Genomic DNA, 23985 nt, shown 5'->3' on the forward strand with positions numbered 1-23985 from the left:
TTAAAATAATGTAATTTTTGCCATATATGTTAATCTTAGAGATAAAAGTGTTAATTTTCACATTCTAAAAAGACAAACATCTTATGAAAGCAAAAAAAATTTATTATCAACTTTATTTTCAAGTTATCGTTGCAATAGTAGCGGGTATTCTTTTGGGAACCTTTTATCCTGAGTTGGGTGAAAAAATGAAACCATTGGGAGATGGATTCATCAAACTCGTGAAAATGATTATCGCTCCGGTAATTTTTATTACTTTAACACTAGGAATCGCCCATATGACCGATCTTAAAAAAGTTGGCCGTATTGCAGCTAAAGCGATGATTTATTTCTTTATCTTTTCTACACTGGCCTTAATTATCGGCTTAGTAGTTGGAAACCTTTTACAACCAGGAGCAGGATTAAACATTGATCCAGCTACCCTTTCCGGAGATATTGCCGAATACCAACAAAGGGCGCATGACACTACAATTGTAGGGTTTATTACGAATATTATTCCACAAACGTTATTCAGTCCCTTGGTAGGAGAGAATATTTTACAAGTGCTTCTTGTGGCTATTCTAATGGGGATTGCACTGGTATTAACGAAAGAAAAAAGTCAAAAAGTCACAGATTTTTTACAATATCTTTCGGCTCCGATCTTTAAAATTGTTCATATATTAATGAAACTAGCTCCTATTGGTGCTTTTGGAGCCATGGCTTTTACAATTGGAAAATATGGACTTCATTCTATCATCAATTTAATATTTCTTGTCGGCACCTTTTATATTACCTCTATTCTGTTTATTATTATAATCTTAGGGGCTGTAGCATGGTATAACGGCTTCAATATTTTTAAGATGATGTATTATCTTAAAGAAGAGCTGCTATTAGTTTTAGGAACAAGTTCTTCAGAATCCGCCCTACCAGGAATCATGGAAAAGTTAGAAAAAGCAGGGTGTTCAAGAGCTATTGTAGGCTTGGTTGTACCAACCGGCTATTCTTTTAATCTGGATGGAACCAATATTTACATGACATTGGCTTCTTTATTTATTGCTCAGGCTCTGAATATTCATCTTCCCATTGAAAAGCAGATCATTCTTCTTCTAGTTGCTATGCTAAGTTCTAAGGGCGCTGCAGGTGTTACAGGAGCGGGATTTGTTACTTTAGCTGCTACACTAGCCGTTGTTCCGGAAATTCCGATTACAGGGATGACTTTAATTCTGGGAATTGATAAATTCATGAGTGAATGCAGAGCTCTCACAAATGCGATAGGCAATTCTGTAGCCACGATTGTAGTTGCTAACTGGGAAAAACAATTAGACAAAACACAATTGCAATACTGCCTGAATCATCCGAATGAAATTGAAAGCAAACTGGAAGTTTAATATTGTTGCAAGAAAATAGAGCAAAGGAAAATAAAAAACTAAATATTTTCCAGTTAAATTTTTGTTTAAATGTAAAAAATAATCCCCAAAATTTGGCTTTTGTGCTAAAAATCGGGGATTTTAAGTTTATTTTTTATAAAACCACAACCGTCATTGATCCGTTGAGGATATAGTTTTTTTGTAGAATTTTCACCTTTACATATTGAATTTATACTAAGATATTCAGGCTGGCAGGCTGTACCTTTACATGAATGGGAGATTCTATCTTATTAAATTCTCCGTCAAGATGCCAGTTTTTTGTATTTACCTTGAATGATATTTCGGAAACCGGAAGATAGGTAACATATTCGTCGTCTTTTAATCTTTTGGTAAACATTCTGAAGGCAAACAAAGCGGAATAAGTCAGAGGAAATTTTTTCACCAAAACCATATCAACCAAGCCGTCACTTTTACTAGCTTTGGGAGCGATATAGGCATTATTTCCGAACTGGCGGGTATTGGCAATGTTCAGCATAAGATATCTGCCATTGTACTGCTTGTGTTCCTGATCAAGGAAAGTTACTTTGATCGGTCTATAATTAAAGAAAGTCTTTAGAGAAACCTTGATATAGTTTTTGAAACCACGGCTCGTCTTTTCAAATTCTTTCACCACCTTACCATCGAACCCTGTTCCTGAAACATTGATGGAAAGTCGGTCATTCACCGTGAAAGTGTCTATTTTTCTGGATTGCTTTGCCTTTATTTTCTCCAAAAGCTCGTCCAGATTTTTGCTGAATCGGGTTTCATTGGAAAATCCATTACCGGAACCTGCCGGAAAAATAGCCAGAATCTTATCTGTAGAAATCAAATTTTTAGCAACGGTAGAAATAGTACCGTCACCTCCTATGGCTACAAAGATGTCCACCTCATCAAAATGGGTTTTGATGAATTCATCTGTTCCCGGAATAGATTCGGAGACATAATACAAAGGATTACCAACCTTATTTTTAAGTTCATTCAAAAACGGCTGATAATTCTTTTTGGCCGAAAAAGGATTGATGATAAAAGCTACTTTTTCCATTACCGCAAAAATAGAAAATGCTTCCTGAACCCGGAAGCATTAATCTACTTAATTTTCATTCTTTCTTTAAATTCTGCATTTAGGGTACCTTTTAACTCTTCCCAGGAAATAGGAATTATAATATCTCCCGCTGCAAAAGCTGCAATTTCATACGGACTATAATGGAAATACAGGTTTTTTTCATCAAAATAAAAGTTATCAGATGCCGGAATCTTTTCTACCAACAACATTTCTGAATTTTTCACGTCTCCGTTCTCATCCGTAGCTCCACTGTTGATCTTATCAAGATTCTTCATTAGCATTGCTTCAAGCTTGTTTTTAGGCATTGAAGTAATATCCTTTAATTCTAGCTTTCTATTTTTCTTAAGATCAAAAACTCTTTCTGAAAATCCATATTCATCGTGAGTCCCGCCTATGTATGCACTTCCTGTATATTGGATATGCATATAACCATTGGTATTGGATTTAAGATTCATATAAGAACTTGAGTACCATTCCTGAGCGTAGGTCATATCTGAATACCAATCTTTGTTATCATTTTTCATGGTATTGAAATAGCTGTTCTTTTCACTTTCCAGATAAGTCTGTAATCCGGTCTTTGAAAAATCCTTTATCTTCTCATTCTGGAAATAAATACTGTCCAAAAGTACTTTATCTTTTAAACCAGGAAAAACCAATAGCTTTGAAGTAAAGGTTAGTTTTAATGAATCACTGACTTTTGTAGAATCTTTTACAATAACGGAGTCTACAACAAACTCATTATTTTTTATATTTTCTACATTCTCCGTGGGTGACACAGGCACGTCTTTTTTCTTACAGGCGGAAAAAACAAAGAATGAAGAAAGTGCCAGAACGGCAATGATGTTTTTCATAATTTTAATTTTTGCTATTGAATACAAAAACCATTCAAAAGATGAATGGTTTTTTAGAAATTTATTGTTTTTACAATATAAGGTTAAAAATCTGTCAGTTATGATTTTTTCACTAAACTGATAACCTGATTTTCCTGTTTTGAAGCAACACCCCAGATTTGCTTAAATGCAGGGTAATATTCTTTAGGATAATCTGCGCTGGAAATTTTTGTGGTACTGGTTACCTCCAGCTTATTTCCTTTTTGTTCAATTGCGTAGCTGTATTCTATTTCTTTATCTTCGGTAACAATCTTTTTAGTCTTAGGCATTTCTTCAATCACATATCCCTCCGGAATTTCAAGGATTACTTTTTTCACCTTTATTGTAGGAGCACCAAAATCAATAGGATATTTTCTGGTTTCTGTCTGATCAAATTCATTTGATGTTTTGCTTAAAAACAACATCGGGTTGATGATCATCTTCTTTCCTATTCTATCAATTAAATTTGAAGAAGAAAATTTCATTGTACTTTCAAACTCACCATTTTCCAAAACTTTTGAATCAATTCCGGTAAAATCTATTGAAAAGTTTTCTTTGTACTGTTTTTTATATTTTTCAGCGTTCTCGTCATAACTATCCTTTACATACATGGCATAGGCTCCAGTATCTTTATCAGAATAAGACCCGGAAATACTCCCATCATCATTGATCTTTGCATCAACTGTAAGGTAGGTATTACTTGACTTCATATTGGTCATCTGAATCTGTGAAACGTTATTTTTAGATAATAAAATACCATATTGATTCCAATCTTTCAAAGGAAGTTCATCCATGGAAGATTGCTTGGAAGTACCGTCATAGATATGGAACTGGTTATTTATCTCTACAGACGCCAATACCAAATTTGTTTTTGTAAGGTTTGGAGATACCATATTGATTAAACCATTATCTACGGTAGAAATGATTAACGGATCAGATTTAATCCCTGCTTCACGGAAAAGCATCACAAGGAAAAGGTTAATTTCGGCGGCGTTACCTAATTTGGTTTCCAGAAGTTTTTTAATTCCATTATCAGTATAAATGCCTCTGTCTTTGTTCCAGGTAAATGTTTTTTGAACATATGAAAGAATAGCATTGGCTTTTTCAAAATCAGTTTTCATTTCTAAAACCCCTGCCGGCATATTGTCTTTTGCCAATCTTGACTTTTTCAGCTCACCACCAAAGTCATCATTCTCATTCAGTCTTTTGTTGATTTGATCCCATGAAGATGAGTATAGCCTAAGTTCTCTAAAATGAGTAGAATGTAGCTCAGCGCTAATTTTTGTTCGGAAGTTTCTGTCGTTTCTTACATGTTTTTCAGTTTTAAAACCTTTTACATTTTCAAAACCAAATCTATATGTTTTGTACTGGGTACCATATAGAGTTCTGTCTGAAACTTCTCTATGTTTAGGAAGCAGTTCTCCACTATAGTTGATATTGTAGGCAATATTGGCCGGAGAATCCAGAACATATTCTGTATAAAGAGAGGGAGTATCTAATTCTATCAATACCTCAGGAACTAAATACAGGAATGCAAATGGAGATAGTACTTCATATTGATATTCTAATATTGAACCATCTTTTACATTAGGAAATGCAAATTTGTTTACGGTAACATACTTGCTTTCTTTACTTTTATATTTTGAGCTTTTCTCTACTTTTACAGGAACTGCTTTTCCATCTTCAAGATTGTATGTGAATGCCTTAAACTTATTCAAAGTTTCCAGATCACTTCCACTCTGGCGAAGAGGAACTTCAACGTTCAACCAATCTTCAGCTTTATCTTTATTGTAGATCTTAATCCTATACACATATTCTTTGTGCAGGTCTCCAGTGGATGCATCAATTCTGTAGTGAACAGATTTATACAGAATTTCAGCGGGAGCATTCTCATCTAATAATGATTTTGCTTTGGATAAATCTGCATCTGAGAATTTGGGTGGATTTAAGAACTCATGTTTTTGTGCTTTCACAAAAGCCAAATTTGCAGAGCAAATAAGTACTAATATTACTTTTTTCATCTTTATATCTTAGTAATTAAAATTTTTGAATTGTCCATGTTTATAGTTTTTTTTCTGAAGCTTACATATTCATTATATTTCTCCTTTGGATAGGTTCCTTTGTTGACTTGTATTTTTCTCAATACTTTTAGTTCTTCTCCATTTTTAACAAAACTTAATTTATAATACCCAAATTCCGAATTGATTGTAATATCATTAGGAGTTTCATCTATTTTATAACCTTTAGGAATGGTAAAACCGATCTCATATTCATCTTCAAAAGACTGCCCGATCTCAAAAGGAAGCGTACGGTTTTCTTCTGTTTTATAAATATTGGCTGAGTAAATAGGAACTGCTCTGAATATAAGGCTGCTCCCTGCACTTTTACAAAAATTATTGGTTTTAAAATCTACATCATAAGTAATAACTGCCTTATCCTTATCATTGACAAAGTTTTTCATTTCAACTTTTTCAAAGTTTAAAACATCAAATCTTCTCTTCAATGCCTCATTTTTTTCTTTCGGATTAAGACTTACAAATCCTAGATTATAATCATATTGGTTTCCGGTGTAGGAAAAATTTCCTTCTCCTGTCATCCCGTTATCTTCTCCTATTTTTATCTTTAGTTTTTGTTTTTCCTTGTTTTGTTCAGCAGTATAGGAAGGGGTATTAATAAGCTCTATTCCTGTTTTCTGTACGGAAAGTACATTTCTGTCTGTTGTAGAATATCCTAAATGATTAAATGCAGTCTGCTGTGAGGTATTTTCAAGCCAGATATTTCCTTTCTCTGTTGGAACCATTAAAATAGCATGATTGCCGCCCATTGTTGGAAATTCCGGATCAAAGGACACCGGAGAAGATCCAGAGTTAATTACACAATAATAAGATGGTATTCCCGCTTCATTCAAAAGGGCTTTCATATAATTGGTAAGACCTTTACAGTCTCCATACCCTTTTTGATGCACTTCATCCGGCATCATGGGCAGCCAACCTCCGATTCCTAATCCAACATATATATATCTGGTTTTATTTTGCATATACTGATAGATCTTCTTCACTTTATCTTCCACAGAGCCTTGAAGCTGCAGGGTTGCAACTTCTGCTTTAATGGCAGGGGTAGATATAGAAACAGGCTCTACAAGGTTATTATAATACCATGTTCCAAAATCTTTCCAATTGTTTAAAGTTCCCTGTCTTCCTGCCAGATTGAATTTCGTTAGGGCAAAATTTACACTTGGTAATATCTTAACAGGCTGCGGAATCAACGGAGCATCATCAATTGCAGGTACATTTTTATAGGAATAAGTTTTATCATTTCCGCTGCCACTTTCTATTATTGAAGCATAGTTGTACTTTGATGGATAAATTTTGGTTCGCAGATCAATCCCTGATGTATTAATAATCTTCATCTGTGCTTCTTCCAAAGAGGTATTGGTAGAGTAAAATGGCACAAAATCAGGAATAAAAATCGTATTCTTATTGTCCGACTGGTATGAAAAATCAATTGTATAAGGATACTGAACCGGTGTATAGGAAAATACTAAAATTCGGTTATCGGAATAAAATACGCCTTGTCTGTTATTCGCAAAGTCACCAAAGTCAGATTTGGAATAGCTTTTTACTTTCTTTCCGAATTCATCATATATGGTCACTTTAATATCTGAAATACTCCTTGACTTGTCATAGTGAATATAAGCTAAAGCTTTATCATCACCGTCTTTATTAAGAACTGTAGTTACCGTATTATATTGATATTTTATTTCATCAACTTTATTGATTTGGACTGTTGTAAAGTCTTTTCGGATAACAATATTTGCATTTTTCTTTAGATCTTCGGGAATTGAGGATACGGGATAGGTTTGAGCAAAATAAATTGAGGCTGTAGATAAAGCCCCCAGGAATAATATTTTCATCATAGTTATTAAAATTAGGCAAAAATAATGAAATCTTAATAACTGTTAATCATATCTTAAAAAAAATTAAAAATACATTAAAAATATATTAAAAATCAAACAATTAAGCACAATGAAAATGAAATTTCACAACTTTAAACCTCATTTTATAGATTATTATTAAATATATTAAGAGCTAAATAATCTTTTGAAGTAATCAAAAAGGATGAATGTCTTAACTGATATTATTATTTTATGATGTAAAGTAAATACATCGAGAACATGAAACACTACTTTATTAAAATAAAAAAGACTCCGTGTTTGGAGCCTTCTATTTTTTAATCTTTTTAGTTCTTTTTAATCATTTGGAATATTTTTACTGTTGAAAGTATCACTTCCAAGTCCTAATACCGGAATAAAAATAAATCCAAGGAAAAACAACAGAATTGTATAAAGAGGGGTTTCTTTTGAAAAACCTTTAGCTAGTCTGTCATTCACTACCCATGATGCATATAAATTTACAAAAGGAATACAGAATAAGATGATCCACCAGATTGGTTTTTTCACAATATCAAGCAACACAATGATATTATAAATAGGAATAAAGGCTGCCCAAGCATCTTCTCTACCTGCTTTTTTGAAGATTTTGAACATACAATAGCCATAAAACAGGTAGAATATAAGACTCATGAACATAGTCCCGATCCCTAATCCTGCAGCGGCTGCGCCAGAAACTGCATCTGCCCCACTATAGGGGTCTGTCTGTAAAAGAGTTAACATATTATTATTTTTTATTGGTTAGCCCCAAATATAAAAAAAGCTCCTAAATATTAGGAGCTTTTTTTATATATTTTTAAAAATGATTAAGCATCAATTTTTGCATACTTCGCATTTTTCTCAATAAATTCTCTTCTTGGCGGAACTTCATCTCCCATCAACATTGAGAAAACACTGTCTGCTTCCACAGCATTATCAATAGTTACCTGCTTCAAGATTCTGTGTTCAGGATTAAGTGTTGTTTCCCAAAGCTGCTCAGGATTCATTTCCCCAAGACCTTTGTAACGTTGTACCTCAACACCTTTTCCGTCCGGAGACATTTCTAATGTAAATTCTTCACGTTCTTTTTCGTTATAAGCATACACTTTTTTGTTTCCTCTCTTTAATAGATATAAAGGCGGTTGAGCAATATAGATGTATCCGTTCTCGATAAGTTCTTTCATATATCTGAAGAAGAATGTAAGAATCAGGGTAGAAATGTGAGATCCATCAATATCGGCATCGGTCATGATTACAATCTTATGATATCTAAGCTTAACCATATTCAACGCTTTGCTATCTTCTTCTGTTCCTACAGAAACACCAAGAGCTGTATATATATTTCTGATTTCCTCATTATCATATACTTTATGAAGCATAGATTTCTCTACGTTCAAAATCTTACCTCTTAATGGAAGAATAGCCTGGAAGTGTCTGTCACGTCCTTGCTTAGCCGTTCCACCTGCGGAATCTCCCTCTACAAGGAATAATTCAGATTCTGCCGGATCTTTAGAAGAACAGTCAGATAGCTTTCCTGGAAGCCCAGAACCTCCCATTGGAGATTTTCTCTGAACCATCTCACGAGCTTTCTTTGCAGCCTGTCTTGCTTTTGCAGCCAGTACAACTTTCTGAACAATAATCTTAGCTTCATTAGGGTTCTCTTCCAAGAAGTTAGTAAGCATCTCCCCTACAATCTTATCTACAGCACCGGAAACTTCAGAGTTACCTAATTTTGTTTTGGTCTGTCCTTCAAACTGAGGTTCCATTACTTTTACAGAAATTACAGCGGTTAATCCCTCACGGAAGTCATCTCCAGTAATTTCTACTTTTTCTTTTGCCGGAAGTCCTAATTCGTCTGCATATTTCTTCAAAGTTCTTGTTAAAGCTCTTCTGAAACCTGCAAGGTGGGTACCTCCCTCATGAGTATTGATATTATTTACGTAGGAGTGAAGATTTTCGTTGAAAGAAGTGTTGTAACGCATTGCTACTTCTACAGGAATATCATCTCTTTCTCCTTCCATGAAGATAACGTGTTCCATAATAGATTCACGGTTTCCATCAATGTAGGCAACAAATTCCTTTAATCCTCCCTCAGAATGAAAAACTTCTGATCTGAAAGAACCGTCTTCCAGTTTTTCTCTTTCGTCCGTAAGAGTTACCGTAATCCCTTTATTAAGGTAAGAAAGTTCTCTTAAACGGCTTGCTAACGTATCGTAGTTATAAACTAATTCTGTAAAAATGGTATCATCCGGCTGGAAGAACTGTTTTGTTCCTCTTTTGTCACTATTCCCAATTTCTTCAACTCCTGTCTGAGCTTTACCTTTTGAATATATCTGCTGGTAAACGTTTCCGTCTCTGTAAACAGTAGTGATCATTTCGTTGGAAAGTGCATTTACACACGAAACCCCTACCCCGTGAAGACCTCCAGAAACCTTATAAGAATCTTTATCAAACTTACCTCCGGCTCCAATCTTTGTCATTACAACCTCAAGAGCCGATTTTTGCTCTTTCTCATGGAAATCAACAGGAATACCTCTACCATTGTCGCTTACCTCAATTCCGTTTCCTTCTTTAATGGCAACAAAGATGGTATCGCAGTATCCTGCCAACGCTTCGTCAATAGAGTTATCTACTACTTCATAAACCAAATGGTGAAGACCTCTTGTCCCTACATCACCAATGTACATTGAAGGACGCATACGAACGTGCTCCATTCCTTCCAATGCCTGAATACTACTAGCTGTATATTGTTTTTGACTCATATTAAATATTAAAATCTTGCTATATGCAAAGACTTACAAATATCGTGATTTTTTTCGAGGTATGAAAGTTAAAAAATGTCAAAAAAATGTAGAGTTAAAAACAAAAAAAGCAGACCGAAGTCTGCTTATATTTGAGTACCTATGATCTTATTCAGAATCAGTTTTTTATTGCTTTTTTAGAAATAATTTTGTTTGAGGCCGTCGTCAACTTAATGATATACACCCCTTTATTCAAATTAGAAGTATTTAACTGATTTTTATCTTTTGCTGTTAAAACCAAATGACCAACCTCATCAAAGATTTCAATCTGTTTTATTTTCTCCTTTGAATGAAAACTCAGTTCGTTCGAGAAAGGATTGTTGAAGTTGATTGGAGTTTCTTTTGTTACCTCCTTTGTATTTAAAGTATCCTCACTAATGATATATCTGGTTATGGTAGACTCGGTAATCAAATACAAATAATTTCCTTTCACTTCAATACTTATATTAGTATTATCTCTTGAAATATTGGTATTAAAAACATTGGATGAATTAATTAGAATATTATTTCCATTAGAAGAATAACCTATAAGGCCAACTCTTGTATCCGTTTCACTTCCTGGGTTTCTGATTGTTACAGGAACAATAACATTATCATTATAATTATCAATTCCCAATGTGAATGGATAATATAGCTCTTTCCCATAATAAGTTTGAGGAAGGCTCAACATCCCAGAGTTTCCAAAGTTAAGATCAATATTCCCATCAACCTTTGTTCTAGAAATAACATAATTGATATTATTACCAAAAGGCTTTATCAGCATTGTATAGACTTCAAAATTATTAGTTACCGCTTCTGGATCATAAGGGAAAAAAAAATGTCCAGGTTGATTTGAGTATACGGAATATCCATTATTTCCATAAGACGAATCTAAACTTCCAGTATGAATGTTTATTTTTCTTCTCCCGTTTGAGTTTTCAAAGAAATAATTATCGTCAATTCTTTCATTAAGAAAAGGTCCAAATGAAGCTCCATTGACATTTACAATCCCATTATTCCCATATGATGTATCAACAGATCCATTGGCATTATATCGTACAAGGGTATCCTGATTCCTAACCAATATTTTACCATCAGGAAGATAAGATGCCGTTGAATAAATGGCCCCAGAATAGCTACTACCCATTAGTAATTCACCATTATTTCCAAATGAAGTATCTAGAACACCTGTTAAAGAATATTTATATAGTTTACCATCAATTATAGGGTAAACATTATTATTATCAGCATATAGAATAGAAACATTACCACCTTGTGTTGGTAGATGTATAGTACTTAATAAATTACCATTGGCATCATAAGTCATGTAATTTACATAAAAAAGACCAGTGTTATACAGTGGACAAATGACAACATGGTTATCAGGAGTAATATACCTTGTGCCCCATGAAAGATAGTTCATATTAATTCCTGTAAAATTTATTGTTCCAAAACTTCCATAGGATGCATCTTTCGTTAAAGTAATTTGAGAATTTCCAAAAGTATAGACACAGAAAGCCATTACAATGGCCAAAGTCTTTTTCATGATATTAATTTTTCATGCAAAAATAAACATATTTCTTAGAAATTGTAAAAACATAAGATAATTAGTATATTTTATTGAACTGGATTAAAGCAAAAAAGCAGATCAAAATCTAGTTATATTTGAGGACAAACAGTCTAGATGTCTCATTAAAGTAATTTGAGGACTTCTAAAAGTATGGATACAAGAAACTAATGTAAGTATTAAATTTCTGATAAAATATAGTTTTTTACTCTTAAAAAAGATCAAAGTTAAAACCAATTCCTAAAACCCACACTGTTTAAAATCATACTAACATCCATAATTTATACGTAAATTTATTTACTCAAAAGTTGATATTATGGATGATTTTATTGCTGCCCGCGCGCAGATGGCCCTCTCTTTGGGGTTTCATATCATTTTCTCCTGCGTGGGTATGGTGATGCCTTTCTTAATGGCATTTGCCCACTGGAAGTACTTAAAGACCAATAATGAAGTATATAAAGGACTCACAAAGGCTTGGAGCAAAGGGGTTGCTATCTTATTTGCTACAGGAGCTGTTTCCGGAACAATGCTTTCTTTCGAATTAGGGCTTTTATGGCCTGGATTTATGAAACATGCAGGCCCCATATTCGGGATGCCTTTTTCTCTGGAAGGAACAGCATTTTTTATTGAAGCTATTGCCATTGGATTCTTTTTATATGGATGGGATAAATTCAATAAGTGGTTTCATTGGTTCTGTGGTTTTCTTGTAGGAGTAAGCGGCCTTGCCTCTGGAATTTTAGTAGTTGCTGCCAATGCATGGATGAATTCTCCTACCGGTTTCGATTACATTAACGGCCAATACCTTAATATAGATCCCATTAAAGCCATGTTCAATGATGCGTGGTTTCCTCAGGCTCTCCACATGACAGTAGCTGCATTTTGTGCTACAGGATTTGCCGTAGCCGGAGTTCATGCTTTCTTAATTATGAGAAAAAAGAATGTTGAATTTCATACCAAAGCCTTTAGAATTGCGGTAGGATTTGCCCTTATTGGAGCCTTTGGTGCGCCTTTAAGTGGTGATATTGCAGCAAAATCTGTTGCAGAAAGACAACCGATTAAGTTAGCAGCCATGGAAGCTCACTTTGAAACAGAAAAAGGGGCAGCCTTTGTTATTGGTGGAATTCCTGATGATGAAAAAGAAGAAATAAAATATGCCGTTAAGATTCCTAAAGTATTAAGCTTCCTTGTCAGCAATGATTTCAATGCTGAAGTAAAAGGTCTTAAAGACTTTCCAAAGGATGAATGGCCTCCAATTGCCGTTACTCATTATGCGTTTCAGATTATGATCTTCTTTGGTGTAGTAATGATTTGCATCGGGGCAATATATCTATATGCTTTCTTCTTCAAAAAAGAATGGCTGACCAAAAACTGGCTTTTAAAAACATTTTTAATTGCAACTCCTTTTGGATATATTGCACTGGAAGCAGGATGGACAGTTACCGAAGTAGGAAGACAACCCTGGATTATTTATGGAGTAATGAGAACAATAGATGCTGTAACCCCAATGCCCGGAATACAGTATTCATTCTATTTCTTCACCGCAATCTTCGTATCCTTATCATTAATTCTTATTTTCCTTTTAAGAAGACAGATACAGATGGTTCCGAAACTTTATGACCCTACAGACCTACAGTTTAACGATAAAAACAAAAAATCATGATCTACATTGTTATAGGTTTTCTCTGGCTTTCTATCTGTCTTTATGTTATTTTGGGCGGGGCTGACTTTGGGGCTGGTATTGTAGAACTTTTTACTCATAAAAAAGCCCGTCACAAAACGGAGGAAATCATGTATGAATCCATTGCTCCTGTATGGGAGGCCAATCATATGTGGTTAATTATCGCAATTGTTATTCTTTTTGTGGGCTTCCCTGAAATTTACACTACCATGTCTACTTATCTGCACATTCCTCTGGTACTGATGCTGCTTGGTATCATTGCAAGAGGTACTGCCTTTACTTTTAGGCATTATGATGCGGTAAAGGATAACTGGCAGGTGCTATATACCCAGATATTTTACTACGCCAGCCTTTTGACTCCTTTTTTCCTAGGATTAATAGCTGCCGCAACCGTTTCGCAATCTATTAATCCCGATGCTACTACTTTTCTGGATCTTTATATTTATAGTTGGTTAAACTGGTTCGGAGTTTCTGTAGGTCTATTTACCGTAGCGCTTTGTGCTTATCTTGCCTCTATTTTTTCATTAAGAGAAACCCGAGATAAGGCTGATTTACTTTTAATGATCAGAAAATCTAAGCAGACTATGATCTTCGTAGTCATTACCGGACTTCTTGTATTTTTAACAGCATATATTTCAGATATTCCACTTTTAAAGTGGGTATTCTCAAAACCTCTGGGTATTATGTCTATTGCTTTTGCCACCATTGCCTTATTGCTCATATTCAGGGCTATGAACCGACAGAAACTACTTCCTGTACGTGCGCTTGCAGGTTTTCAAATTGTAATGATCCTTGTGGCAGCAACCTATCAGCATAATCCGGATATTATTTTATTAGGAAACGGGCAACACCTTTCACTTTTAGAACATATGGCTCCCCCAAAAACAATTTCTGCTTTGGGTTGGGCATTGATGCTAGGTTCATTGTTTATTCTTCCTTTCTTGTTTTATTTAATGGCTTCATTCAGTAAATTGAGAAAATAGAACAACATGCGAAGCTATAAGGATAAAAATGAGCTTATTGAAGAGCTAAAGAAAAGATACTTTCTGTATGATCAGGAATTTGATGATATCAAAGAAAATGAAAAGGATATAGTAAAATCTGGAGTGGATAAAACACCTTCGCAAAACATATCCTATCAGATTGGCTGGACCCATTTGCTCCTTCAATGGGAATCTGATGAAAATAAAGGGCTTGAGGTAAGAACACCCACCCCTGAATACAAATGGAATAATTTAAAAGGTTTGTACGAGTCTTTTTATGTGCAATATGGCTCTTATAGTTTGCATGAACAAAGAGAAATGCTCCAGAATCAAGTCAATGAAATCATAGAATGGATTGAAAAACTTGATGATAAAACCTTATTTGTTGCTGAGCAAAGAAAATGGGCTACAACACCTGCAAAATGGCCGGTTTGGAAATGGATACACATTAATACCGTTGCTCCGTTTACAAATTTCAGAACTCAGCTACGGAAATGGAAAAAAGAGTTTCAAGATCAATAAAAAAACAAGTCATTTCAAATAAAAAGTCCTCCAAATTTGGAGGACTTTTCGTTTTATATAAAATTAATTATGCCAGTTTCATCAAAAGATTTTCATCAATTTTTTCCACTTTCACAATATTATTCTTTGTTAAAGTCTTGGAAGCTTTATCCCATTTTTTACCGGATAACTGGCTTCTTTCTTTCACTTCAGCTAAAGACATTGCTTCTTCCTGAGAATTAAGGATTTCAAGGATTACTTTTTCATCTTCTCCTAATTCAATTTGAGGAACCGCTTTTTCAGGTCTCATCTGAGGGAAGAATAATACTTCCTGGATGGATGCATTGTTCGTTAAGAACATAATCAATCTATCCATACCAATTCCTAGTCCTGATGTTGGAGGCATCCCATATTCCAATGCTCTTAAGAAGTCCTGATCGATGAACATTGCTTCATCATCCCCTCTTTCAGATAAAGCCATCTGTGCTTCAAAACGCTCTCTCTGATCAATTGGGTCGTTAAGCTCTGAATAAGCGTTTGCGATTTCTTTTCCGCATACCATTAATTCAAAACGCTCTGTTAAGCCTTCTTTGCTTCTGTGTTTCTTTGTCAATGGAGACATTTCAATAGGATAATCCGTAATGAAGGTTGGCTGAATGAAGTTTCCTTCACATTTCTCACCAAAGATTTCATCAATTAATTTTCCTTTACCCATTGTTTCATTCACTTCAATTCCGATAGACTTCGCGAAATCATACAATTCTTTCTCAGTTTTTCCGGTAATATCAAAACCTGTGAACTTTAGGATTGCTTCTGTCATGGAAACTCTTGGATACGGAGCTTTGAAATCTACATTATGCTCTCCAAATGTAGCTATTGTAGTTCCGTTTACCTGAATAGCACAGAATTCCAATAATTTCTCAGTGAAATCCATCATCCAGTTGTAATCTTTGTAAGCTACATAGATTTCCATTGCTGTAAATTCCGGATTGTGAGTTCTGTCCATCCCCTCATTTCTGAAGTTTTTAGAGAACTCATACACTCCGTCAAAACCACCTACGATTAGTCTTTTCAGATATAATTCGTTCGCAATTCTTAAATATAATGGAATATCCAATGCATTGTGGTGCGTGATAAACGGTTTTGCGGCGGCTCCTCCTGGAATTGACTGTAGAATAGGTGTTTCCACTTCAAAGTATCCTGCATCATTAAAGAAAGTCCTCATAGCATTGAACAATTTTGTTCTCTTCACAAAGATTTCTTTCACTTGTGGATTTACTGTTAAATCTACATAACGCTGTCTGTATCTTAATTCAGGATCTGTAAATCCGTCATGTACAACACCATTCTCATCCGTTTTAGCCTGAGGAAGCGGACGTAAAGCCTTAGTAAGAAGCGTAAAGTTCTTTACTAAAACCGTCATCTCTCCTACCTGAGTTGTAAATAATTCCCCTTCAATACCGATAATATCACCGATATCCAAAAGGTGCTTATATACTTCATTATATAGTTCTTTATCTTCACCAGGACAGATCTCGTCTCTGTTGAAGTAAACCTGAATTTTTCCTGTAGAGTCCTGCAATTCTGCAAAAGAAGCTTTCCCCTGAATTCTGCGGGACATCAATCTACCAGCGATCTTCACCTGTTTACTTTCAGAAAAGTCCTGTTTTATAGATTCTGTAGTATCTGTAATGGTATACTCATCCGCAGGGAACGCATTAATCCCCATTTCAGTAAGCTTATTCAGCTTTTCTCTTCTAATGATTTCTTGTTCTGATAATTGCATTTCTTATTTTTCTAAAAGCGTACAAATTTAGGCATTTTTGAGGTGACCATCAATGAGTTTTTTCAGAAATTTTTAAATGTGAATCGTGAATCATGAATTTGCTTCACAATGTACTATCTTTAATTGGCTCTTGATTTCTGTAAATAAATTGGTTATTTACAGAAAAATGAGTGATCTATTTCTTTTGTAGCGAACTGGTAACGATAATGTTATCAACGACTATTTCATTCAAAACCATTCCCTCCTATTCTGTTGAGGAATAAATGTCCAGGCAAGCATTCTGCTTATTTTTTGTCCCTGAGCCATATCAATCGTCTTAAAATCTACCGCTTTTATCTTTTTTAAAAGAGAATTCAGCTTAGGTAAATTATCTTTTTTGGAAACCAAGCACGTAAACCAAAGAACCTTGGTTGGGTACAACGCACTTTCATTAATCATCCTGGTGATAAAGGCCAGCTCACCGCCCTCGCACCATAACTCTGACTGTTTTCCTCCAAAATTAAGCAATGGCTGGTTAGATTTTTTATTTTTAAGATTTTTTGTCTTCCTGATATTTCCTTTCATTGCAGCCTCCTCCGAATCATGAAAAGGAGGATTACACATAGAAAATGTAAACCGGTCTTCTCCCTCAATAATATTTTTAAATATACAATCGGATTTAGGTTGATACTTTAATTGAATAGCCGGTAAAAGATCCAAATTTTGATCCAAGATATGCTGAGCATTCTTCAGCGAATCCGGATTGATATCTGTCCCCAACATTTTCCAACCATAGGATTTATGGGCAATTAAAGGATAAACAAGATTGGCCCCTACTCCTACATCCAGCCCTTTCACGGAAGTTCCTGTTGGAATTCCTTTTTGTTGATCACCCAACAGATCTGCAATATAATGTACATAATCTGCCCGTCCCGGAATGGGAGGACACAGATTGGTATCAGGAATATCCCAATCCTTAACATTATAAAAGTGCAGAAGTAAAGCTTTGTTGAGAAGTTTAACCGCCTTTGGAATGCTGAAATTAATAGTTGTTGTCTGATAAGCATTCTCAAAGACATAATGTTTCAGTTCTGGCACACAAGAAATGAGCTGATCAAAATCATAGGGATTACGATGCAGATTTCTTGTGTGCAGACTGGATTTTTCGGTGGACATATTTTATTTCTTCTGACTTAAAATATATTCAACCATTTTTTTAGCATCCTCTTTAGATACCTGTGGATGGGCCGCCATAGGGACTCCTCCCCAAACTCCACTCCCGCCATCTATAATCTTGGAAGCAAGCAATTCTATATCCTTCTCAGAATATTTAGCCGCTATTTCCTTATAAGATGGTCCTATCATTCTTTCATTAACAGAGTGACATCCTGAACAATCCAATGTTTCCATGATCTGATCACCGGAAAGGTTAGATTTTGCAGGTGCTGACACCGGTGCAGCATCAGATGATGCAACTTCTGTTGTATTTTCTTTTTTAGAACAGGAAATGATCATAAGACCTAAAGTTCCTGCCAAAAGCATTTTTTTCATTATTTCTTCGCTGTAGAATCTGTTTTAGCAGCTTCAGGTGCAGGTGCAGCCGGAGTTGCAGCAGCTGGAGCAGCAGTTTTTGCAGTAGAATCTACAACTGTAGTTGTTTCTGGTTCTTCAAGCATTGTGTTGCTATCCTGTAAAGAGTGATCTACTTTTTTTGAGCAGCTTGCTAATAATAAACCTCCGATAAATGCGATTGCTAATACTTTTTTCATTTTTTTCTAATTTGGAAGCAAAAATATAAAAAATAAAGTTTTAAACTTATGACAAATGTTTTCTTTGAAAAATAATTTTGGAACTCGAAGATTTATATCAAAAAATAAATATAATTCAAACATTAGGGAATTTTAAATATGATTATTATTTTTGTTTAGACAATCCCCCAAATCAAAAACATTATTAATCTGAATTCACTATGAATAAAAAAAATTTATCCTGTACAGCTTTATGGCTTATCCTCTCTACTCTCACTTTATCTTGTGATAATTCTTCGTCAAATGATCATCACTCAGAATATTCCGATAAAATTGAGTCAGTAACGTTATTAAAAACCACAAAATCATGGGACGGAACTTTGTACTCCGCCTATCCGAGCGGGCAGCCTGAAATTTCGGTGCTTAAGATCTCCGTTCCGCCCAATAAAGCATTGGATTGGCACAAACACCAGGTCATTAATGCTGCTTATATAGAAAAAGGTGAAATTCAGATTGAAAGAAAGGAAGATGGCAAAACACAATGGGTAAAGCAGGGACAGGTACTTCCAGAAATGGTTAATATTGCCCACAGAGGTAAAACCGGGGATAAGGGAGCTACCCTGATTGTTTTCTACAGCGGAAATCCGGACATACCCCTTTCTGAACCCATACACTAATGTATTTTAAAGAAGCAATCACTCACTGCAATACCAAGGTTGATGATATTTTTATTTTGAAACATAAGGCCTTTTCGATTAGTAAAAATAGTAGTACATTTAGTCTATGATTTTAATCTCTAAAATTCTGTTTTTCACCAGCCATTATGGTTTTTATACTGTGATACTGCTCTTCGTATTCTTTGGATTATTATCATATCTCACTAAAAGAGCGTTGTTCTTAATCCCGATTATTCCTTTGGCTATTGCAAACGGGTTTTGTGGACAGTTTTTAAATGCCTGGTTCTTGAATAAATATGGGGTGGAAAGCACAGCAATCATTACCTCAGATGTGGAAACCAATTCAACGCTTAATGACATGTACATTCATGACTATGAGGCGATTGTAAAAAAACAAGACGGAAAATATATTTCTACTTTTTTTTCTACTACTTCAGCAGCAATTTATCCTATAGAAAATGCCATAAGAATTCCGCAGACAGAACAAAATTTTCCTGTTAAATACATTCCGGGATATGAAAAAAATATAGTCATCCTTTACAATCAGTCTGAGGAGGGAAAAACATCCTTGAAATACGCAAAACTTGCTCCTGTTAATTCTGCAAGAATTAAGTATGAAGCAGACAGAACCAACAAGGAATTTATCATGGAATACATCTCAGCCTTAGAAGATTATACGAATTCTTATGATGATGAAAGTTATAAGCTAAAGATTGAAGAACTCAAAAAAGAGCTCAAGCAGTTGAAATAATATATTTCAAAATAAGTTTTGAACTTTTTTGAATTTTTTGTTTTTTGTATTAAAAAAATTTCTAAATTTGTCCCATGTTTAATAATAGCAACAATATTTGGTGGTGGCTTTCAAACTCTTCGTCGGGTCTGAAGTTATTGTCATGTTGTTAACCCAACAGCAGATACAAACAAACAATATACAAGGCTTTGACGGATTCCGTTAAAGCCTTTTTTTTATTCCTAAATCTTACAAAAAAATACAACAGCAGATGTTTACTCAAAAAATCAAAATAAAAACCGTTTCGAAAAAAACTCTTGGGGATCTTCATACTCCCATGAATATTTACCTTAAAATCAGGGATAAATTCAGGGATACTATTCTTCTGGAAAGTTCAGATTCTAAAAGCATTGACAACAATTTTTCCTTTATTGCCATCAACGCAGTTGCAGGAATTGAAGTGAAAAGCTTACATGAATTTGAAATCAAGTTGCCAGACTCTGCCCCGGTAAAGCAGCTTATCAATGAGCGTAGTATCATTGATATATTTGAAAATTTCCGCACTATTTTTGATTGTGAAAAGACCGACGATCCCATTGAGCAAACAGCTCAAAGTCTTTTTGGATATACAAGCTTTGAAGCGGTACAGTTTTTTGACAGCATCGATCTAAAGCCACAAAGCCCTGAAGTGGAAATCCCTATTCTCAGATACAGATTATACCAATATGTGATTGCCATTAATCACTTCAATGATGAAATGTATATTATTGAAAACCAAATGAACGGTGTAAAGTCTGAATTACATCTTTTGGAAAACCTCATCAAAAATCAGAATACTCCGGTTTATCCTTTTGAAAAGAATGGACAGGAAACTTCCAATATTACTAATGAAGATTATCTTGAACTGGTAAAAACGGCTCAGAAACACTGTATGAGAGGAGATGTTTTTCAACTTGTACTAAGCAGAAGATTTGAACAGAAATTCAAAGGAGATGAATTTAATGTTTACAGAGCCTTAAGAAATATCAATCCCTCCCCTTACCTATTCTATTTTGATTACGGAAACTATAAATTATTCGGATCAAGTCCTGAAAGCCAATTGATCATTAAAGACAATAAGGCCATTATTCATCCTATTGCAGGAACTTCTAAAAGAACAGGAAATCTGGATATTGATCTTCAGGCTATTGAAGAATTAAAAAAGGATCCAAAGGAAAATGCAGAACACACTATGCTGGTAGACTTAGCCCGTAATGATCTGGGAAAACTGGGAAAAAATGTAACTGTTACCAAACTTAAAGAAATTCAGCTTTTCTCTCACGTTATTCATATGGTAAGCGAAGTAACGGCAGAGTTGCCTGAACAGATTAATCCTCTGGAAATGATTTCCGCAACATTCCCTCAGGGAACACTAAGTGGGGCACCTAAACATAAAGCACTTCAACTGATCAACCAATATGAGAAAGATTCCCGGGGCTATTATGGAGGATGTATCGGGATTGTTGGTTTAAATGGAACATGTAATCAAGCCATTATGATCAGAACCTTTTTAAGTAAAAACAATACACTTTATTATCAGGCGGGCGCCGGTCTTGTTGCAAAATCGGTCCCTGAAAATGAACTTCAAGAAGTCAACAATAAACTGAATGCCCTGAAAAAAGCAGTAGAAAAAGCAGAAAAGATCGTTCAGGATTAATAAAACAATGTCTATCCCAGCAACTAGCAAAAAATAAAAAAATGAACAACAATATAACACCAGCAACCGAAAACCAGCCATCAAAAGTTCTCGTTTTTGATAATTACGACAGCTTCACCTATAATTTGGTCCAGATCATTGAAAGAATTTTGAATCAGAAAGTAGATGTAGTAAGAAATGATCAAATTACGTTGGAAGAAATCGGGAAATATGACAAGATTATTCTTTCTCCCGGCCCGGGAATTCCGGAAGAAGCTGGAATTTTATTGGATCTGATTAAAGAATATGCTCCTACCAAGAGTATTTTGGGGGTATGCTTAGGTCAGCAGGCCATTGCAGAAGCATTTGGAGGAAGTCTTATCAACCTTTCAGAAATTTTTCATGGGGTAGCAACCACCACGGAACTGGTAAAAGAAGACACTAAGCTTTTCAAGAATCTGGCATCAGGATTAGAGGTTGGGAGATATCACAGCTGGGCAGTAAACCCAGACAACTTCCCTGCAGAACTGGAAATTACCGCAGTTGATAAAGATGGAATGATCATGGCTCTACAACATAAAACTTATGATGTACACGGAGTACAGTTTCATCCTGAAAGTATTTTGACTCCCGAGGGAGAAGTAATTATCCGGAACTTTTTAAATCATTAAAATAAACCAGAAGCTTTTATCTCAACTTGCTAAAAGGTTTAACAAAGCATACTCAATATGAAAGCAACCCTACAAAATCCCTCAACCATAAAAACTCCTCAAATGAAAGAAATACTTCAATACCTGTTTAATCATAATACTTTGTCAAAATCTGAGGCAAAGGCCATGATGATTGAAATTGCTCAGAATAAATTCAATGCCGCAGAGGTAACTTCATTCATCAGTGTTTTTCTGATGCGAAATATTACATTGAAAGAATTGGAAGGTTTCAGAGAAGCCTTATTACAAATGGCTGTTCCTGTAGATATTGATGCTAGTGATGCCATTGATATCGTAGGAACGGGAGGTGACGGAAAGAACACAATCAATATATCAACATTGGCCAGCTTTGTGGTGGCCGGAGCCGGGCAGAAGGTAACAAAACATGGAAATTATGGTGCTTCAACTACCACAGGCTCTTCCAATGTACTGGAAGAACTCGGTTATCAGTTCAAAAATACATCGGAACAATTAAATGAAGACCTTGAGAGAGCAAATATCTGCTTCCTGCATGCTCCCTACTTTCACCCCGCCCTTCAGTCGGTTGGATTATTGAGAAAATCATTGGGATTAAGAACATTCTTTAATCTTTTGGGACCATTGGTGAATCCTGCAAAGCCTCAATATTCAATGATTGGTGTATACAATCTGGAAATTGCAAGAATCTATCAATATCTTCTGCAAAAAGAAGAACAGGAATTTATTCTTGTGCATGGACTGGATGGTTATGATGAGATTAGCTTAACCCATGACAGCAAAATTATTACTAAGAATGGAGAAGAAATTTATTCTGCAGAAGACCTTGGGTTTAATCCTGTCACCCTTGAAGATATTCAAGCGGGAGATACCATTCAGGAGACCGCCAAAATCTTTATGAATATTCTGGAAGGAAAAGGAACTGAGCAACAAAACGCTGTAGTTTTGGCCAATGCAGCTGTAGCCCTTTATCATACCCGTAAATTCGGATCCTATGATGATTGCCTTCTTTTAGCTAAAGAAAGTCTGGAAAACGGAAAAGCATTAAGAACTTTTGAGCTTCTTATTAATTAAAAAATCAAAAGTTGTCCCACATTATTTTAAATTCTTATCACTACTTCCAACATGACTATATTAGATAAAATTATTGAAAGAAAAAAAGAAGAAATAAAGGTTTCAAAATCCAAAATTTCCATTGATGAATTGAAAAACTCCAGGTTTTTTGATAGAAAAACATATTCTCTGAAAGAATCCATCAAAAACAGAAACGGCATCATTGCTGAATTTAAAAGACAATCCCCATCAAAGGGAATCATCAATAATAATGTTTCTCCTTTGGATGTTACTTCTGCCTATGAACAATTTGGGGCAAGCGGAATTTCTATCTTAACGGATAAGGATTTTTTCGGAGGAAGCTTTGATGATATTTTAGAAGTAAGAAACCAAATACAAATTCCGGTTTTGCGAAAGGATTTTATGGTTGATGAATATCAGTTTTATGAAGCAAAAAATATGGGTGCAGATGTTATTTTATTGATAGCCTCCTGCCTTTCGCCCAATCAGGTTCAGGAGTTTACAGAACTTGCTCATGAATTGGATCTGGAAGTTCTACTTGAAATTCATACCGAGGAAGAACTGAAACATTTTAACTCAAAAATTGATTTAGTAGGAATTAATAACAGGAACTTAAAAGACTTCAAAGTTGATTTGCAACATTCTGTTCAGCTCAAAGACCAGCTTCCAAAGAATACCCTATCCATTGCAGAAAGCGGAATTTATACCATTGAAGATTTTAAATACTTAAAAGAAAAAGGATTTGACGGATTCCTGATGGGAGAATATTTTATGAGAAATACAGATCCTGCAAAGGCCTTTGAAGAGTTTTCCCTGACAATTTAGAATTGATATTTCCCTTGCCTTAACATTATCCTATCAACGATTAACATACAATAC

The 23985-nt window shown here is 35.0% G+C and carries 21 protein-coding genes; 10 read left to right on the forward strand and 11 right to left on the reverse strand.

All coding sequences use genetic code 11. The annotated features are described in order from the left end of the window. The first annotated feature begins 83 nt into the window (after nt 1-83). Nucleotides 84-1364 carry a dicarboxylate/amino acid:cation symporter gene (locus C7D53_RS10140; protein WP_106916359.1) on the forward strand — a complete coding sequence of 427 codons (1281 nt, stop codon included), beginning with the start codon at nt 84-86 and terminating at the stop codon, nt 1362-1364. Between the two features lie 208 nt (nt 1365-1572). On the opposite strand, the gene C7D53_RS10145 is transcribed toward C7D53_RS10140, so the two are convergent. The 7 genes from C7D53_RS10145 to C7D53_RS10175 all read right to left on the reverse strand — a co-directional run bounded on the left by C7D53_RS10145 (nt 1573) and on the right by C7D53_RS10175 (nt 11568). After that, nucleotides 1573-2424 carry a diacylglycerol/lipid kinase family protein gene (locus C7D53_RS10145; RefSeq protein ID WP_106916360.1) on the reverse strand — a complete coding sequence of 284 codons (852 nt, stop codon included), beginning with the start codon at nt 2422-2424 and terminating at the stop codon, nt 1573-1575. Nucleotides 2425-2468: 44 nt separating this feature from the next. Next, entirely contained in the window at nt 2469-3296 is an 828-nt protein-coding gene (locus C7D53_RS10150) for an RsiV family protein (RefSeq protein WP_106916361.1), read from the reverse strand. Nucleotides 3297-3394: 98 nt separating this feature from the next. After that, nucleotides 3395-5335 carry a transglutaminase-like domain-containing protein gene (locus tag C7D53_RS10155; protein ID WP_106916362.1) on the reverse strand — a complete coding sequence of 647 codons (1941 nt, stop codon included), beginning with the start codon at nt 5333-5335 and terminating at the stop codon, nt 3395-3397. Between the two features lie 2 nt (nt 5336-5337). Next, the gene (locus C7D53_RS10160) at nt 5338-7230 is read right to left on the reverse strand and encodes a DUF3857 domain-containing transglutaminase family protein (RefSeq protein ID WP_106916363.1); all 1893 of its coding nucleotides are present in this window, start codon (nt 7228-7230) and stop codon (nt 5338-5340) included. A 333-nt stretch (nt 7231-7563) separates the two neighbouring features. Then, a complete protein-coding gene (locus C7D53_RS10165; protein WP_106916364.1) occupies nt 7564-7986 on the reverse strand; it encodes a DUF5684 domain-containing protein in 423 nt (140 codons plus the stop codon). Nucleotides 7987-8069: 83 nt separating this feature from the next. Continuing rightward, nucleotides 8070-10004, reverse strand: coding sequence for a DNA topoisomerase (ATP-hydrolyzing) subunit B (gene gyrB / locus C7D53_RS10170; RefSeq protein ID WP_106916365.1), 1935 nt, complete (start codon nt 10002-10004; stop codon nt 8070-8072). A 157-nt stretch (nt 10005-10161) separates the two neighbouring features. Beyond that, on the reverse strand, nt 10162-11568 hold the full coding sequence (locus C7D53_RS10175; RefSeq protein WP_106916366.1) for a T9SS type A sorting domain-containing protein: 1407 nt from the start codon (nt 11566-11568) through the stop codon (nt 10162-10164). 337 nt (nt 11569-11905) lie between these two features. Between C7D53_RS10175 and C7D53_RS10180 the strand changes: the two genes are divergently transcribed. Genes C7D53_RS10180 through C7D53_RS10190 form a run of 3 tightly spaced genes read left to right on the forward strand, consistent with a single transcriptional unit; the run spans nt 11906 to nt 14772 of the window. Continuing rightward, nucleotides 11906-13249 (forward strand): cytochrome ubiquinol oxidase subunit I, encoded by a 1344-nt coding sequence (locus tag C7D53_RS10180; protein WP_106916367.1) that lies wholly within the window; start codon nt 11906-11908, stop codon nt 13247-13249. Then, nucleotides 13246-14250, forward strand: a complete 1005-nt coding sequence (locus tag C7D53_RS10185; protein ID WP_106916368.1) for a cytochrome d ubiquinol oxidase subunit II — start codon at nt 13246-13248, stop codon at nt 14248-14250. The genes C7D53_RS10180 and C7D53_RS10185 overlap by 4 nt, the downstream gene beginning before the upstream one ends. Nucleotides 14251-14256: 6 nt before the next feature. Then, nucleotides 14257-14772, forward strand: coding sequence for a ClbS/DfsB family four-helix bundle protein (locus C7D53_RS10190; protein ID WP_106916369.1), 516 nt, complete (start codon nt 14257-14259; stop codon nt 14770-14772). Nucleotides 14773-14839: 67 nt separating this feature from the next. Here the strand turns inward: C7D53_RS10190 and lysS are convergent, their stop codons facing one another. The 4 genes from lysS to C7D53_RS10210 all read right to left on the reverse strand — a co-directional run bounded on the left by lysS (nt 14840) and on the right by C7D53_RS10210 (nt 18285). Then, nucleotides 14840-16537: a lysine--tRNA ligase gene (lysS, locus tag C7D53_RS10195; protein ID WP_106916370.1), complete on the reverse strand. Its 1698-nt coding sequence runs from the start codon at nt 16535-16537 to the stop codon at nt 14840-14842. Nucleotides 16538-16765: 228 nt separating this feature from the next. Further along, complete coding sequence (rlmF, locus tag C7D53_RS10200; RefSeq protein ID WP_106916371.1) at nt 16766-17692, reverse strand: 23S rRNA (adenine(1618)-N(6))-methyltransferase RlmF; 927 nt, start codon at nt 17690-17692, stop codon at nt 16766-16768. A 3-nt stretch (nt 17693-17695) separates the two neighbouring features. Then, nucleotides 17696-18067, reverse strand: a complete 372-nt coding sequence (locus tag C7D53_RS10205; RefSeq protein WP_106916372.1) for a c-type cytochrome — start codon at nt 18065-18067, stop codon at nt 17696-17698. Continuing rightward, on the reverse strand, nt 18067-18285 hold the full coding sequence (locus C7D53_RS10210) for a hypothetical protein (protein WP_106916373.1): 219 nt from the start codon (nt 18283-18285) through the stop codon (nt 18067-18069). Before C7D53_RS10210 ends, C7D53_RS10205 begins: the two co-directional genes overlap by 1 nt. Before the next feature lie 200 nt (nt 18286-18485). Here C7D53_RS10210 and C7D53_RS10215 point away from each other — a divergent pair, with 200 nt between their 5' ends. The 6 genes from C7D53_RS10215 (at nt 18486) to trpC (ending at nt 23931) form a co-directional block, all read left to right on the forward strand. After that, nucleotides 18486-18941 (forward strand): cupin domain-containing protein, encoded by a 456-nt coding sequence (locus C7D53_RS10215; RefSeq protein ID WP_106916375.1) that lies wholly within the window; start codon nt 18486-18488, stop codon nt 18939-18941. Between the two features lie 106 nt (nt 18942-19047). Next, entirely contained in the window at nt 19048-19692 is a 645-nt protein-coding gene (locus tag C7D53_RS10220; protein WP_106916377.1) for a hypothetical protein, read from the forward strand. A 250-nt stretch (nt 19693-19942) separates the two neighbouring features. Further along, nucleotides 19943-21367, forward strand: coding sequence for an anthranilate synthase component I family protein (locus C7D53_RS10225; protein ID WP_106916379.1), 1425 nt, complete (start codon nt 19943-19945; stop codon nt 21365-21367). A gap of 41 nt (nt 21368-21408) precedes the next feature. After that, complete coding sequence (locus C7D53_RS10230; RefSeq protein ID WP_106916381.1) at nt 21409-22017, forward strand: anthranilate synthase component II; 609 nt, start codon at nt 21409-21411, stop codon at nt 22015-22017. Nucleotides 22018-22119: 102 nt separating this feature from the next. Beyond that, complete coding sequence (gene trpD / locus C7D53_RS10235) at nt 22120-23106, forward strand: anthranilate phosphoribosyltransferase (protein WP_106916729.1); 987 nt, start codon at nt 22120-22122, stop codon at nt 23104-23106. A gap of 51 nt (nt 23107-23157) precedes the next feature. After that, nucleotides 23158-23931 carry an indole-3-glycerol phosphate synthase TrpC gene (trpC, locus tag C7D53_RS10240; protein ID WP_106916383.1) on the forward strand — a complete coding sequence of 258 codons (774 nt, stop codon included), beginning with the start codon at nt 23158-23160 and terminating at the stop codon, nt 23929-23931. Nucleotides 23932-23985 lie beyond the last annotated feature (54 nt).

Source organism: Chryseobacterium aurantiacum, from assembly GCF_003020585.1.
In the GTDB taxonomy this organism is placed as follows: Bacteria; Bacteroidota; Bacteroidia; order Flavobacteriales; family Weeksellaceae; genus Chryseobacterium; species Chryseobacterium aurantiacum.